The sequence below is a fragment of the Blastococcus sp. SYSU DS0619 genome (assembly GCF_054051035.1).
In genome coordinates this window covers 84,778-99,274 of record NZ_JBJHAM010000012.1, presented here as the reverse complement: position 1 = coordinate 99,274, position 14,497 = coordinate 84,778, and the positions used below count along the sequence as shown (strand labels likewise).

The 14,497-nt window shown below is 74.4% G+C and carries 14 protein-coding genes; 8 read left to right on the top strand and 6 right to left on the bottom strand.

The genetic code is table 11. The features are described 5' to 3' along the window. Positions 1-64 precede the first annotated feature (64 nt). The 5 genes from ACI79T_RS14305 to ACI79T_RS14285 all read left to right on the top strand — a co-directional run bounded on the left by ACI79T_RS14305 (position 65) and on the right by ACI79T_RS14285 (position 5,427). The gene (locus ACI79T_RS14305; protein WP_456610739.1) at positions 65-2,920 is read left to right on the top strand and encodes an aconitate hydratase; all 2,856 of its coding nucleotides are present in this window, start codon (positions 65-67) and stop codon (positions 2,918-2,920) included. A gap of 25 nt (positions 2,921-2,945) precedes the next feature. Beyond that, the gene (locus ACI79T_RS14300; protein ID WP_456610738.1) at positions 2,946-3,698 is read left to right on the top strand and encodes an SDR family oxidoreductase; all 753 of its coding nucleotides are present in this window, start codon (positions 2,946-2,948) and stop codon (positions 3,696-3,698) included. A 13-nt stretch (positions 3,699-3,711) separates the two neighbouring features. Further along, positions 3,712-4,410 carry a sirohydrochlorin chelatase gene (locus ACI79T_RS14295; protein ID WP_456610737.1) on the top strand — a complete coding sequence of 233 codons (699 nt, stop codon included), beginning with the start codon at positions 3,712-3,714 and terminating at the stop codon, positions 4,408-4,410. A 21-nt stretch (positions 4,411-4,431) separates the two neighbouring features. Continuing rightward, entirely contained in the window at positions 4,432-4,596 is a 165-nt protein-coding gene (locus ACI79T_RS14290) for a hypothetical protein (protein ID WP_456610736.1), read from the top strand. Between the two features lie 291 nt (positions 4,597-4,887). Then, positions 4,888-5,427: a DUF881 domain-containing protein gene (locus ACI79T_RS14285; RefSeq protein ID WP_456610735.1), complete on the top strand. Its 540-nt coding sequence runs from the start codon at positions 4,888-4,890 to the stop codon at positions 5,425-5,427. 6 nt (positions 5,428-5,433) lie between these two features. On the opposite strand, the gene ACI79T_RS14280 is transcribed toward ACI79T_RS14285, so the two are convergent. The 5 genes from ACI79T_RS14280 to ACI79T_RS14260 all read right to left on the bottom strand — a co-directional run bounded on the left by ACI79T_RS14280 (position 5,434) and on the right by ACI79T_RS14260 (position 11,177). After that, positions 5,434-5,898: an SgcJ/EcaC family oxidoreductase gene (locus ACI79T_RS14280; RefSeq protein ID WP_456610734.1), complete on the bottom strand. Its 465-nt coding sequence runs from the start codon at positions 5,896-5,898 to the stop codon at positions 5,434-5,436. A 248-nt stretch (positions 5,899-6,146) separates the two neighbouring features. Continuing rightward, positions 6,147-8,039, bottom strand: a complete 1,893-nt coding sequence (locus ACI79T_RS14275; RefSeq protein ID WP_456610733.1) for an ABC transporter ATP-binding protein — start codon at positions 8,037-8,039, stop codon at positions 6,147-6,149. A gap of 76 nt (positions 8,040-8,115) precedes the next feature. Then, on the bottom strand, positions 8,116-8,901 hold the full coding sequence (locus tag ACI79T_RS14270) for an enoyl-CoA hydratase/isomerase family protein (RefSeq protein ID WP_456610732.1): 786 nt from the start codon (positions 8,899-8,901) through the stop codon (positions 8,116-8,118). Positions 8,902-8,970: 69 nt separating this feature from the next. Then, on the bottom strand, positions 8,971-9,201 hold the full coding sequence (locus tag ACI79T_RS14265; protein WP_166531313.1) for a helix-turn-helix domain-containing protein: 231 nt from the start codon (positions 9,199-9,201) through the stop codon (positions 8,971-8,973). Between the two features lie 374 nt (positions 9,202-9,575). Continuing rightward, on the bottom strand, positions 9,576-11,177 hold the full coding sequence (locus ACI79T_RS14260) for an ABC-F family ATP-binding cassette domain-containing protein (protein ID WP_456610731.1): 1,602 nt from the start codon (positions 11,175-11,177) through the stop codon (positions 9,576-9,578). 175 nt (positions 11,178-11,352) lie between these two features. Between ACI79T_RS14260 and ACI79T_RS14255 the strand changes: the two genes are divergently transcribed. Continuing rightward, positions 11,353-13,161 carry an SCO7613 C-terminal domain-containing membrane protein gene (locus ACI79T_RS14255; protein ID WP_456610730.1) on the top strand — a complete coding sequence of 603 codons (1,809 nt, stop codon included), beginning with the start codon at positions 11,353-11,355 and terminating at the stop codon, positions 13,159-13,161. Positions 13,162-13,176: 15 nt separating this feature from the next. On the opposite strand, the gene ACI79T_RS14250 is transcribed toward ACI79T_RS14255, so the two are convergent. Then, entirely contained in the window at positions 13,177-13,653 is a 477-nt protein-coding gene (locus ACI79T_RS14250) for a DUF6194 family protein (RefSeq protein WP_456610729.1), read from the bottom strand. Between the two features lie 27 nt (positions 13,654-13,680). Here ACI79T_RS14250 and ACI79T_RS14245 point away from each other — a divergent pair, with 27 nt between their 5' ends. Both ACI79T_RS14245 and ACI79T_RS14240 read left to right on the top strand, forming a co-directional pair. After that, a complete protein-coding gene (locus ACI79T_RS14245; protein WP_456610728.1) occupies positions 13,681-14,091 on the top strand; it encodes a MerR family DNA-binding transcriptional regulator in 411 nt (136 codons plus the stop codon). Continuing rightward, complete coding sequence (locus tag ACI79T_RS14240; protein ID WP_456610727.1) at positions 14,088-14,420, top strand: MerR family transcriptional regulator; 333 nt, start codon at positions 14,088-14,090, stop codon at positions 14,418-14,420. The genes ACI79T_RS14245 and ACI79T_RS14240 overlap by 4 nt, the downstream gene beginning before the upstream one ends. Positions 14,421-14,497 lie beyond the last annotated feature (77 nt).

Below are 14,497 nucleotides of genomic sequence, written 5' to 3'. Positions count from 1 at the left end.
CGAGCTGGGATGATGGGGGGTGGTCAACGAAGCGTGATGAACCACGAGGGGTAGGCGCAGACAAGTGGCAGCCAGCAAGGACAGCTTCGGAGCCCGGTCGACGCTCAGCGTCGACGGCACCGACTACGACATCTACCGGCTCGACGCGGTCGAGGGCTCCGAGAAGCTGCCCTTCAGCCTGAAGGTCCTCCTCGAGAACCTCCTGCGCACCGAGGACGGCGCGGACATCACCGCCGACCACATCCGGGCGATCGCGAACTGGGACCCGTCGGCCGAGCCCGACCAGGAGATCCAGTTCACCCCGGCCCGCGTGGTCATGCAGGACTTCACCGGCGTCCCCTGCATCGTCGACCTCGCCACCATGCGCGAGGCCATGGCGGAGCTCGGCGGCGACCCGCAGAAGATCAACCCGCTCGCCCCGGCCGAGCTGGTCATCGACCACTCGGTGATCGCCGACATCTTCGGCACCGAGGACTCGTTCCAGCGCAACGTCGAGATCGAGTACGAGCGCAACGGCGAGCGCTACCAGTTCCTGCGCTGGGGCCAGGGCGCCTTCAGCGACTTCAAGGTCGTCCCGCCCGGCACCGGCATCGTCCACCAGGTCAACATCGAGCACCTGGCCCGCGTGGTCTTCCCCCGCCCGGAGGGCGACCGCGTCGTCGCCTACCCCGACACCTGCGTGGGCACCGACTCGCACACCACGATGGTCAACGGCCTGGGCGTCCTGGGCTGGGGCGTCGGCGGCATCGAGGCCGAGGCCGCGATGCTCGGCCAGCCGGTGTCGATGCTCATCCCGCGCGTCGTCGGCTTCAAGCTCTCCGGGCAGCTCCCGGACGGCGCCACCGCGACCGACCTCGTCCTCACCATCACCGAGATGCTGCGCCAGCACGGCGTGGTCGGGAAGTTCGTCGAGTTCTACGGCGAGGGCGTCTCCGCGGTGCCGCTGGCCAACCGCGCCACGATCGGCAACATGAGCCCGGAGTTCGGCTCCACCGCGGCGATGTTCCCCATCGACGAGGAGACCATCACCTACCTCCAGCTCACCGGCCGTTCCACGGAGCAGGTCGCCCTCGTCGAGGCCTACGCCAAGGAGCAGGGCCTCTGGCACGACCCGTCCCGCGAGCCGGTCTTCTCCGAGTACCTCGAGCTGGACCTGGCGACCGTCGTCCCCTCGATCGCCGGCCCCAAGCGCCCGCAGGACCGCGTCGCGATCACCGACGCCAAGCCCGCCTTCCGCGAGGCGCTGATCGACTACGTGGCCGCCGACGAGACCGGTGGCGAGGACCGCAAGCCCGGCGTCCCGGGGAACGAGCAGCCCTACGGCGTGATCTCCGCGGTCGACGAGGCCTCGGCGGAGTCCTTCCCGGCCTCCGACCCGGCGGCCCCGTCGACGAGCGGCAACGGCGCCGAAGGCCAGCCGCACCACGTCGACGGGCACGCCGTGGCCGAGCGGCCGCGGAAGCCCACCAAGGTCGTCATGGAGGACGGCACGGAGACCGAGGTCGACCACGGCTCCGTCGTGATCGCCGCGATCACCTCCTGCACCAACACCTCCAACCCGCAGGTGATGATCGGCGCGGCCATGCTGGCCAAGAACGCCGTCGAGCGGGGCCTGACCAGCAAGCCGTGGGTGAAGACGACGCTGGCCCCCGGGTCAAAGGTCGTCATGGACTACTACGAGAAGGCCGAGCTCACCCCGTACCTGGAGAAGCTGGGCTTCTACCTGGTCGGCTACGGCTGCACCACCTGCATCGGCAACTCCGGCCCGCTCCCGGAGCCGGTCTCGGCCGCGGTGAACGAGGCCGACCTCGCCGTCGTCTCGGTGCTCTCGGGCAACCGCAACTTCGAGGGCCGGATCAACCCCGACGTCAAGATGAACTACCTGGCGTCCCCGCCGCTGGTCATCGCCTACGCGCTGGCCGGCTCCATGGACGTCGACCTGAACAACGACCCGCTCGGTCAGGACCAGGACGGCAACGACGTCTTTCTGCGCGACATCTGGCCCTCGCCGCAGGAGGTCCAGCGGGTCATCGACCACGCCGTCTCCGCGGAGCAGTTCGGCCGCAGCTACGAGGACGTGTTCGCCGGCACCGAGCAGTGGCAGAACCTGCCCACGCCCACCGGTGACACCTTCGAGTGGGCCGAGGACAGCACCTACGTGCGGCGTCCTCCGTACTTCGAGGGCATGCCGGCCGAGCCGGCCCCGGTCGAGGACATCTCCGGCGCCCGCACCCTCGCGGTGCTCGGCGACTCGGTGACGACCGACCACATCTCGCCGGCCGGCTCCATCAAGGCCGACAGCCCCGCCGGGAAGTACCTGCGCGAGCACGGTGTGGACCGTCGCGACTTCAACTCCTACGGCTCGCGCCGCGGGAACCACGAGGTCATGATCCGCGGCACCTTCGCCAACATCCGGCTGCGCAACCAGCTGGTGCCCGGCACGGAGGGTGGCGTCACCAAGAACCACCTGACCGGCGAGACGACGACGATCTACGACGCCTCGCGCGCCTACATCGACGCCGGCATCCCGCTGGTCGTGCTGGCCGGCAAGGAGTACGGCTCCGGGTCCTCGCGCGACTGGGCCGCCAAGGGCACGGCGCTGCTGGGCGTCAAGGCCGTCATCGCCGAGAGCTACGAGCGCATCCACCGCTCCAACCTCATCGGCATGGGCGTGCTGCCGCTGCAGTTCCCCGAGGGCGAGAACCGGGAGTCGCTCGGCCTCTCCGGCGACGAGGAGTTCACCATCACCGGGATCACCGCGCTGAACGACGGCTCGGTGCCCCGGACGGTGAAGGTGAAGGCCGGCGACGTGGAGTTCGACGCGCGCGTCCGGATCGACACCCCCGGCGAGGCGAACTACTACCGCAACGGCGGGATCATGCAGTACGTCCTCCGGTCGCTGCGCGGCTCGGCCGCCTGACCGACGGACGGCTGAGGACCCGCTGATGGACCTGGGCCTGGGTGGTCGCGGATTCCTGCTCACCGGCGCGAGCCGGGGGCTGGGGTTCGCGGCCGCCCGGGCCCTCGTCGACGAGGGGGCCCGGGTCCTGGTCAGCGCCAGGTCGGCCGACGGCGTGGCACGTGCCGTCGACCAGCTGGGTGGGCCGCCACGCGCCCACGGGACGCAGGCCGACCTCGGCGACCCGGGGTCGGCGGACGCGCTCGTGGCGGAGGGCACCACCCGGCTGGGCCGGCTCGACGGCGCGCTCGTCTCCGTCGGCCGCCCCACCCAGGGCAGCGTGCTGGAGGTGGCCGAGGACGACTGGCGCGATGCGGTCGAGTCCCTGCTGCTGGGCACGATCCGGCTGGTCCGCGCCCTCGTCCCCGTCCTCGGTCCGGGCGCGGCGATCGGCCTGGTGCTCTCGACCTCGGTGCGCGAGCCCAAGAGACGCCTGGGCATCTCGAACGGTCTCCGGCCGGGCCTGGCCATGACGGCGAAGGCGCTGGCGGACGAACTCGGGCCCCGGGGCGTCCGGGTCGTCGGGCTGCTGCCGGGGACGATCGCCACGGAGGAGCCGCAGGGGGACGCCGCCCGGTCGGCCGAGGCGCAGGCGGAGCGCGCTGCCGGCATCCCCCTGGGGCGGCCCGGGACCCCCGAGGAGTTCGGCCGGGTCGCGGCCTTCCTGCTCTCCCCCGCCGCCTCCTACGTCACCGGGACGATGGTGGCCATCGACGGTGGCCGGATGCGCAGCCTGTGACCACGTGGGCGCCGTGACCGAGCCCGTCCTGGTCGCCTGCGCGCACGGCACCCGCAACCCCACCGGGCGACGGCTGATCGCCGAGCTGGCCCTCGCCGCCCGTGCCCAGCGCCCGGGGCTGGTGACCACCGCGGCCTTCGTCGACGTGCAGCCACCCACCGTCGTCGACGTCGTCGCCGGGCTGTCGGCCGACGGGCGGCCGGCGGTCGTCGTCCCGCTGCTGCTGTCCGGCGGCTACCACGTGCACGTGGACATCGCCCAGGCCGTGGCGTCGGCGCCCGGGACCGTCGCGGCCCGGCCGCTCGGCCCCGACCCCCGGCTGGCGGCGGTGCTGAGCGACCGGCTCGTGCAGGCCGGTGCGGACCCCGACGACCCGCGGACCGCCGTCGTGCTCGCCGCGGCCGGCTCCAGCGACCCGCGCTCGGTCGCCGACGTGGAGCGCACCGCGGCGCTGGTCCAGGAGTCGTGGGGCGGGCCGGTCACGACCGGCTACGGCTCCGCGGCCCGCCCGGCGGTCCCCGACGCCGTCGCAGCGGCCCGGGCCGCGGGCGCCACCACCGTGGTGGTCGCGTCCTACCTGCTGGCGCCCGGGCACTTCCACGACAAGCTGGGCGGAGCGGGGGCCGACGTCGTCACCGCTCCCCTGCTGCCCGACGACCGGATCGCCGCCATCCTGCTCGACCGGTACGACGCCACCCACCCGGGCGCCTGACCGACCGCTAGCGTGACCGCGGTGATCTCCCTGGTCGGTCTGGTCCTGCCCCTGCTCCTCGTCGCGCTGCTCCTGGTCGCGCTCTACTGGGTCGTCAACCGGGCCGTGCTGCACGCCCTCCGCACCCACCACGAAGAGCTGCGCCGCGACGCGACGGCGAGCGGGTCACCCCCTCCGGGCAGCTGACCTACTGTGGAGCCGATGGAGCGCGAGCCGACGACCGACGCGGTGCCGGACCCGGCATCCGAGCCGGCAGCCCGTCGGTCGTCGGAGCCGACGGCGCAGGCACCGCAGCCCGTCACTGGCCCGGACGCACCGCCTACCGCCACAGAACCCTCGACCTCCACTGGAGGGTCAGGGTCCCGCCGTCGGTGGAGACGCCCCGTCGCCGCGCTGGCCACCGCCGGGCTGACCGTCGCGCTGGGTTTCGCGCTCACCGTCCAGATCCGGAGCACCGCCGAGCCGGAGGACCAGGACGTGCTGCGCGAGGAGGAGCTCGTGCTCATCCTCGACGACCTGAACGCCCGCGAGGAGGCGCTGCGGCGGCAGATCGGCGCGACGCGCCAGACCTTCGAGGACCTGAGCAGCGGCCAGGAGCAGTCCGGCAGCGCGCTCGAGGAGGCCCGGTCCCGAGCCGAGGCGATCGGCATCCTCGCCGGCACCCTCCCGGCCACCGGTCCGGGCCTGCGGATCACGATCCAGGACACCGACGGGGCGGTACCGGCGTCGGTGATCCTCGGCGCCATCCAGGAGCTGCGCGGCGCCGGCGCGGAGGCCCTGCAGGTCGACGGCGTCCGGGTGATCGCGTCGAGCGCGGTCACGGGGACCCCGGGCGACCTGCGCATCGACGGGCAGCCCCTGAGCGCCCCCTACGACGTCCGCGCCGTCGGCCCGCCGGCGGCGATGGCCGTCGCGCTGGAGGTCTCCGGCGGGATCGTCGCCGACGTCAGCCGGGTGGGCGGCAAGGCGGTCGTGGAGCAGGTCGACGTCGTCACGGTCGACGCCACCGTCCCCTGACCCCGCTCACTGCGGGATGAGCAGCCCGCGCAGTTCCTCGGTGAGCTCCTCGCGGGCCTCCGGGTGCTGGTGCCAGGCCGCGGGGGTCGCCTGGAACAGCGAGATCCGCCAACGGCCCCGCCCCTCGTCGACGGCGACCATGGTGTGGACGGCGTTCAGTTCCGGGTCGAGGTCGCTGCCGCCGGCCGGGATCATCCCGGCGTGCGCGGTGAGCATCGCGACCCCGTCGCCGACCGGACGCACCGAGCGCACCACCGCGACGTAGGCGGGGGTCTGGTGGGAACCGAAGACCTGGCGGAGGTCGGCGGCGATGGAGAGCCGGCCGCGGTGGTGGGTGCCGTCGAACCCGATGATGTCCCCGTCGTCGGCGAACCCGGCCGCCACCGCCGCGCCGCTGCGCCGGTTCCACCCGTCGATGAACTGGGCGTAGAGCGAACGGATCTGGGAGTCCTGCGGGTGCGCTGCGGTCACGTCTCCTCCTCGCTGGCGTTCGCCGGTTCGTCCGACGCCTGCTGTGCTCCTTCGTGACCGCGCCAGCCCGGTCACGTGTCCCGGGCTGCGGTCGCCTGGGACAGGAGTGACGCTAGTGGTCGGAAGGCCCGGCTCGTCCGCCACCCGCCGGAGTCACACGCCGTCTCAACTGCTCGTTCACCGCTCCCCCGAGCGCCCACGACAGCCCGTGCCCGGCCATGAGCGCAGCGCCACGGTTTCCGGTGCGGTCACCCGACGACGACCGCACCGCGCGCCTCCTGCGCGAACTGGGTGCGGTACAGGTCGGCGTAGCGGCCGCCCCGCGCGAGCAGCTCCTCGTGCGTCCCGGACTGCACGATCCGCCCGCCGTCGACCACCAGGATCTGGTCGGCGCTGCGGATGGTGGACAGCCGGTGGGCGATGACCAGCGAGGTGCGGCCGGCCAGCGCGGTGTCCAGCGCGTGCTGGACCGCGGCCTCGGACTCGCTGTCCAGGTGGGCGGTCGCCTCGTCCAGGATCACGATCCCGGGCGCCTTGAGCAGCACCCGGGCGATCGCTAGCCGCTGCTTCTCCCCGCCGGAGAGCCGGTGCCCCCGGTCGCCCACCACGGTGTCCAGCCCCTCGGGGAGCGAGCGCACCAGGTCGCCGATGCGGGCGCCGGTCAGCGCGTCCCACAGCTGCTCGTCCGAGGCCTCCGGGCGGGCGTAGAGCAGGTTGGCGCGGATGGTGTCGTGGAACAGGTGCGCGTCCTGGCTGACCACGCCGATCGCGTCCCGGAGCGAGGCCAGGGTCGCCTGCCGGACGTCCACTCCCCCGACCCGCACCGTGCCGCCGGTGGCGTCGTACAGCCGCGGTACGAGGTTGGCGATGGTCGACTTGCCCGCACCCGAGTGACCGACCAGCGCCACCAGCTGGCCGGGCTCGATCCGGAAGCTGACCTCGTGCAGGACGTCGACCGGACCGCCGTGCTCGGGCAGCGACACCTCCTCCAGCGACGGCAACGACACGTCCGCGCCCGCCGGGTAGCTGAACGAGACGGCGTCGAACTCGACCGAGCGGTCGTCGGCCGGCACCGGGACGGCGTCGGGCGCCTGCCGGATCATCGGCGGCAGGTCGAGGACCTCGAAGACGCGGTCGAAGCTGACCATCGCGCTCATGACGTCGACCCGCACGTTCGCCAGCGCGGTGAGCGGTCCGTACAGGCGGGACAGCAGCAGGGCCAGCGCGACGACGTCGCCCGCGGTCAGCGTGCCGGTGAAGGCCAGCCAGCCACCGAGGCCGTAGACCAGCGCGGTGGCCAGCGCGGCGACCAGCGTGAGGGCGGTGAAGAACGTCCGGCCGTACATGGCCGACAGCACGCCGATGTCCCGCACCCGGGCGGCCCGGCCGCGGAAGGACTCCGCCTCGGCGGTGGGCCGGCCGAAGAGCTTGACCAGCAGCGCGCCGGCGACGTTGAACCGCTCGGTCATCGTCGCGTTCATGGAGGCGTTGAGGGAGTAGGACTCCCGGGTGATCTCCTGCAGCCGGCTGCCGATGCGCCGGGCGGGCAGGACGAACAGCGGCACCAGCAGCAGCGACAGCAGGGTGATCTGCCAGGACAGCGTGAGCATCACGCCGGCGGTGAGCACCAGGCCGATGACGTTGGAGACGACGCCGGAGAGCGTGGAGGTGAACGCCTGCTGGGCACCGATGACGTCGTTGTTGAGCCGGCTGACCAGGGCACCGGTCTGGGTGCGGGTGAAGAAGGCGACCGGCATCCGCTGCACGTGCTCGAACACCTGGCTGCGGAGGTCGTAGATGACGCCTTCGCCGATCCGGGCGGAGTACCAGCGGGTGCCGAGCGAGATGCCGGCGTCGACGACCGCGAGGCCGGCGATGAGCAGCGCGATCCGCACGATGCCGGCTGCGGTGCCCTCGAGCCCGGCGATCCGGTTGACGATGTTCCCGGCCAGCAGGGGGGTGATCACCCCGATGATCGAGGACCCGACGACCAGGACCAGGAACTTGGTCAGCTCGCGCCGGTAGGGCCGGGCGATGCCGAGGATCCGCCGGACGGTCCCCTTCGGCAGCCGCCGTGCGGTCACCGACGGGTCGCGCTTGAACGACCGCATCGCCGCCATGGAGGTCATGGGACTGTCCACCGAACCTCCTCCGTCGCCGGTCGCGCCCCGGCTGATCGTCCAACCGGGGCGCGACGGCGGTTGTTCCGCCGACCGATCAGCGGCCGCCGGTGAGGTCGTGCAGGCGCTGCACCTGGGCGGCCCGCTCGGCGGCGTCCTGGGTCGGGAAGTCGTTGCGCACCGCGGAGCGCACCAGCGCCGCGGTCGCCCGGCTGGCCCCGGCCGGCGGGGCCAGCAGCGCCGCGGTCAGGTCACCGACGGCGTCGTCCAGCTCCGCACCCGGCACGACGGCGGTGGCCAGCCCGATCGCCCGCGCCTCCGCCGCCCCCACCGCGCGCCCGGTCAGGCACAGCTCCAGCGCCCGCGAGTACCCGACGAGCTCGACGAGCGTGCTCGTCCCGGTCAGGTCGGGCACCAGGCCGAGGGTGACCTCCGGCAGCCGCAGCTGCGCGTCCTCGGTGAACACCCGCAGGTCGCAGGCGAGCGCCAGCTGGGCACCCGCGCCGATGGCATGGCCCTGCACCGCGGCGATCGAGACGACCCCCGGCGACCGGAGCCAGCGGAAGCCGGCCTGGTAGGCCCGGATGCGCTCCTGCGCCTCGGCCACCGGCAGGCGGACGAGCTCGCCGAGCCCGCCGCCCGTGGTGGAGGAGGTGTCGAACATGCTGCGGTCGAGGCCGGCCGAGAAGGCCCGGCCCTCGCCGCGCACGACGACGACGCGGACGTCGTCGTCGAGCGCGGCCCCGACGTCGGCCAGCGCCGACCAGGTGGCCGGCGTCTGGGCGTTCAGCTGGTCCGGGCGGTCGAGCGTGACGGTGAGGACGGCGCCGTCACGGCTCGTCCGCACGTAGCCGGAGGAGGCGCTGGAGAGGTCTGCGGTCACGCCCCTGCCTCGCTGATGCTCGTCAGGCGCGGACCGCGCGGTGCTGGGCCGACTGGTTCGTTCCCGAGGTCACTCACTCTTCTTACTATTCCGGTTGGCCCCGCCGCGGCTGCGCAGCGAGGCCCCGGACTCCGACAGGAGCCGGTGCACGAAGCCGTAGGACCGGTTCGTCGAGGTGGCCAGCGACCGGATGCTCTCGCCCTCGTCGTACCGCTTGCGCAGCTCGTCGGCGAGCGTGGACCGGTCCCCGCCGGTGATCCGCTTGCCCTTGCCGAGGTCCGCAGTGCTCGTGTCGGCCATGGCTCCCCTCCGTGTCAGCCACCGGCCCACCGGCACCGGAGTTGCCGGCCGCGCGGTGGCCAGTTGTTGGCTGTCGCCCTGGTGCCGCCGTCCCGTCGACCACGGCTCCCTCGAACCCATGATCACCCAACGTTCCGGCGTCGGCCATATGAATGGGGACCTTCCGAGCGGGGCCCGGAGGGTCCCCGAGGAAGGTCGCGGATGCGCGGCGCGGGGGCCGGGGGCGGCACGGAGCCGCGGCGCCCCGGCGAGCCGCCCCCGCGAGGCGGCGCGGGGAGCGGGGGCCGGAGGCTCCCCCACGAGCGCCAGGGACGCGCTCGTCGCGGCAGGGGCACGGCACCTGGCCGCGGTGTCGGCCGGAGGCCGACGGAGTGCTAAGCGAGCTCCACCAGGTCGGCGAGGTCCTCGCTCCAGGCGTCCTCGGTGCCGTCGGGCAGCATGATGACCTTGTCGGGGTTCAGCGCGCGCACCGCGCCCTCGTCGTGGGTGACCAGGACGATCGCGCCGGCGTAGGTGCGCAGCGCCTCGAGCACCTGCTCCCGGCTGGCCGGGTCGAGGTTGTTCGTCGGCTCGTCGAGCAGCAGCACGTTGGCGCCGGAGACGACGAGCGTGGCCATCGCCAGCCGGGTCCGCTCGCCACCGGAGAGCGTGCCCGAGCGCTGGTCGACGGCGTCGCCGGAGAAGAGGAACGCCCCGAGGATGCGGCGCAGTTCGGTGTCGGTGCTGTCCGGGGCCGCGGAGCGCATGTTCTCCAGCAGCGACCGGTCCATGTCGATGGTCTCGTGCTCCTGCGCGTAGTAGCCGATCCGCAGCCCGTGCCCGGGCTTCACCGCACCGGTGTCGGGGCTCTCGGTGCCGGCCAGCATCCGCAGCAGGGTGGTCTTGCCGGCGCCGTTGAGGCCGAGGACGACGACGCGCGAGCCCTTGTCCACGGCCAGGTCGACGTCGGTGAAGATCTCCAGCGAGCCGTAGCTCTTCGACAGGCCCTCGGCCGTCAGCGGGGTGCGGCCGCACTGCGCCGGCGTCGGGAAGCGCAGCTTGGCCACCTTGTCCTGCACCCGCACGTCGGCGAGCCCGGAGGCGAGCCGCTCGGCCCGCTTGTCCATGCTCTTGGCGGCCTTGGCCTTGGTGGCCTTGGCGCGCATCTTGTCCGCCTGGGCGGTGAGCGTGTCGATCTTGCGCTCGGTGTTGGCGCGCTCCTGCTTGCGCCGCCGCTCGTCGGTCTCCCGCTGGGCGAGGTAGGGCTTCCAGCCGAGGTTGTAGACGTCGACGGTCGCCCGGTTGGCGTCGAGGTGCCACACCTTGTTGACGACGGCCTCGAGCAGCTCGACGTCGTGGCTGATCACGATGAGCCCGCCGCGGTGGCTGGAGAGGAAGCCCTTCAGCCAGGTGATCGAGTCGCCGTCCAGGTGGTTGGTGGGCTCGTCGAGGAGCAGGGTCTCGGCGTCGGAGAAGAGGATGCGGGCGAGCTCGACCCGGCGGCGCTGCCCGCCGGAGAGGGTGCGCAGCGGCTGCGCGAGCACGCGGTCGGGCAGCCCCAGGTTGCTGCAGATGCGGGCGGCGTCGCTCTCCGCGGCGTAGCCGCCGAGCGCGGCGAACTGGTCCTCCAGGCGCCCGTAGCGCCGGACCGCCTTGTCCCGCTCCGCGTCGTCGGCCGGCTCGGCCATGGCGACCTGCGCCTTGACCATCTGCGCCCGGATCACGTCGAGCCCGCGGCCGGACAGCACCCGGTCGCTGGCCGTGATGTCGAGGTCGCCGCTGCGCGGGTCCTGCGGGAGGTAGCCGATCTCGCCGGTGACCTCGACCTTGCCCGTGTGCGGCAGCCGCTCCCCGGCGAGGGTGGTCAGCGTGGTCGTCTTGCCCGCACCGTTGCGCCCCACCAGACCGATGCGGTCACCCGGCTGCACCCGCAGGTCGACCTCGCTGAGGAGGATGCGGGCGCCGGCGCGCAGCTCCAGGCCCGTCGTCGTGATCACTGAACCCAGGGTAGGCGCTCCCCGGCCGATACCACGAACCCGTTCACGGTGACATCGGCAGCACCGTCGAGGCGACACCGCGACCGAGTCGCACAGCCGCGCGGACGGCGGCGCGCGGGTGGTCCGGCGCCGCCCTAGGGTGGGACCGCCTCGGCGGACGGGAGGGGAGGCGGCCATGACTCGACCGGCGCCTCCCGCACCCGTGCCTCCGCTGCCCTACCGCGCCCGCCCGCCGCAGGTCCTGCTCGCCGTGGGCGCCGTGCTGCTGGTGAGCGCCGGAGCGACCCTGGCCTCGGCCTCCGGCGGCCCGGTGGTGCGGACCGCGCTCCTGCTGCTCGCCGTCGCGGCCGCCGCCGGCTCGGTCCGGGGCGCCCGGTCCGGGCTGCGCAGCTCGGCCGAGACCTTCGCCGCCAGCGCCGCGGGCCTGGCGCTGGCGGCGAGCGACGTCGGTGGCGCCCTCCGGACCGGCGACCCCCTGCTGCCACTGGCGCTGGCCGGCGTCTTCCTGACCCTGCACCGCATCTCCCCCGCCACCGCGGCCTGGCCACTCGCGGCGTGGGCCGGCCTCCAGGTGGCGGTGCTGCGCGTGCTCGGCGCGGTGCCCGAGGCGCTGCGCACCGAGTTCCTCCTGGGCGTCGCACTGGTCGGGCTCGCGGTCGCGCTGGTCGGCCGCCCGCTGGTGGCGCGGGTGGCGATGGCGACGACCGCCCCGTGGTTCGCCGCCGGGGTGCTCGCCGGGTCCGGGGAGGCCTGGACGGCGGGGGCGGGTGAGCGGTGGCTGGCCGTCGTGCTGATGGCGGGAGCCGCCGGCGGGCTGCTGCTGGCGCGCCTGCGCGAGCCGCTCGACGTGCTGCTCGGCCCGCCCCGGCTGGTGCCCGTCGTCTCCGGCGCCGTGACCGGAGCGGCCGTCGCCGGGGCCTCGTCCGCCGGCGGTCCGGTGGTCGTCGCGGTGGCCGGCTTCGCCGGTGTCCTCGTCGCCGCGCTCGCCGCCGGCGGGCTCTCGGGGTGGCGCCGCGGGCTGCTCCTGCCCGTGGCGCTGTCCGGTGGCGTGCTGCTGGCCGCCCTGTCGGTCCTCCGGCTGGTAGCGGGCGCCCACTGGTCGGCGCTGGCGCTGCTGCTCCTGCTCACCGCGGCGCCGACGGTGTGGGTGGCGGCGCTGCGCCCCGACGACCGGCCGGTGGCGGCCCCGACGGCGGTCGGCTGCCTGGCCGGCGCGGCCCTGCTGGGCCTGCCCGACGGCTGGGCCTCCCCCGCCGGGGTCGCCGTCGTCCTGACCGGCCTCTACGTGGTCGCGCTCGGCATGGCCGCACTGCTCGAGCGCGCCTCCCGGCGGGCCACCGTGAGCGCCGCCGCGGCCGTCGCCGCCCTGGCCGTGCTGCTGCTCGTGGCCGAGGGCGACCGGGCGCAGGTGCTGATCCACCTGGCGGTGCACGGGACGACGACGCTGGCGTGGGCGTGGTGGACCGGCCGCGAGGCGCGCCGGGACGCCGGCACCGAGGACGACGCGTCGACCGCCTGGCGGGTCGGCGCGATGCAGCTGGTGCTCGCCGCCTGGTCCGCGTCGGCGCTCGGCGGCATCGGGACGGTCGAGGCCTACACCCTGCCGGCGGCGGCGGGGTTGCTGCTGGCGGCCGGCCGCGGGCTGGTGCGCGAGGCGTCCTGGCCGTCCTGGGGGCCGGGCCTGGTCACGGCGGCGGCGCCGTCCACCGCCCTCGCCGTCCTCTCCCCCGACGCCCCCCGCGCTGTGCTCGTGCTCGCCGCGGCTGCGGTGGCGATGGTGGCCGGTGCCCGGGCCGGCATCCGCGCGCCGCTCGTGGTCGGGGCCGTGGCCGCGCTGGTCGTGGCCGTGGGCCTCGCGGTGCGCGCGCTGCCGTGGCCGGTGGGCACCGCACTCGTCGTCGGCACGCTGCTGCTGCTCATCGGCATGCGACGCGAGCGCTTCCCGGTCGCCGGCTTCGCCACCCGCCTCGCCGACCTGCGCTGACCGCCCGGCGGCGCGTCAGCCGGCCGGACCCGCCTCCGCGCGGCGTTCGGAACGCCCGCGCGCCTGCCGGTGCGCTGCGCGGAGGAGCTCGCGGGCGGTCGGATCCGTCCGGGGGCCGGGCTCGACGACGGACAGCCAGCCCAGCTCCCCGTAGACCGGGTGCGGGAAGAGGACGTCCGCGGCGCTCGGATCGACGACCGGGGCGGCCGGCTCCCGGGGGGCGGAGCCGGTGATCCGGGAGAACTCCGCCGTCCCGGCGGCGATGTTGAGCCGGAAGGCGTGCGGCCGGTCGAGCCGTGAACCCCGGTCGCCGGGCTGGTCCCCGGTCACGATGGTCGCGAACGGCTGCGTCCGCGGCACGACGCCGTCGGGCGCGTAGTAGAAGAAGCTGTCGCCCCAGCTGATCTCCGGTGAGCCGTCCCCGGGCCGTGGCTGCAACGTGAGGACGCCGCCGAGGCCCTGCACGAAGTCGATGATCTCCTCGATGCGCATGCGTTCCAGCGTTACATTCACGTACTTGTGGAGACTTCGGCCGACGATCGACGCGTAGCGGAGCCCACAGGTCGCAAGTCGGGGCTGCGGACCGTCGACGTCGCACGGCGGGCCGGGTACTCCGTCCAGCAGGTCCGCGACCTCGAGCACGCCGGCGTGCTGCCCCCGGCCGACCGGACCCCGGCGGGCTACCGGAGGTACACCGAGCGGCACGTGCACGCCGCCCTGGCGTACCGGGGGTTCGCCGCCGGGATCGGCCCCGTCGAGGCCAAGCGGGTGCTGCGGGCGGCCCAGCGCGGCGGACCGGACGTGCTCGTACTCCTGGACGAGGCCCACGCCCGGCTGCACGCCGAGCGGGGGAGCTCCGGCTGGCCCGGGAAGCCGCCGGGGCGATCGCCGCCGAGCCCATCGCGGACCCCCTGCCCTCGGACGCGATGACCATCTCCGAGCTGGCGGCGGCGCTCGGGGTCCGCCCGTCGACCTTGCGGCACTGGGACGCGGAGGAACTGGTGCCCGCCCGGCGCTCGGGGCCGCGGAGCACCCGCACGTATCCCCCGGACGCGGTGCGCGACGCCCGGATCACGCACCAGCTCCGCCGGGCCGGTCACCGCATCGGGCCGCTGCGGGCACTGCTCGACCAGCTCCGCCGCACCGGCCGGGGGCAGGACGTCGAGGCCGCGCTCGCCGCCCGGGGCACGAGCATCGACGACCGGTCCCGGGCCCTCGTGCGAGGTGTCGCGGCCCTCGACCGGCTGCTCGACGGCTGACGCCGGCACCGCTGGGTCCGGCCCGGGAACGACGACGTCCCCGAGGCGGGCGTCCCGGGTGCGGGACGGCCGTCTCG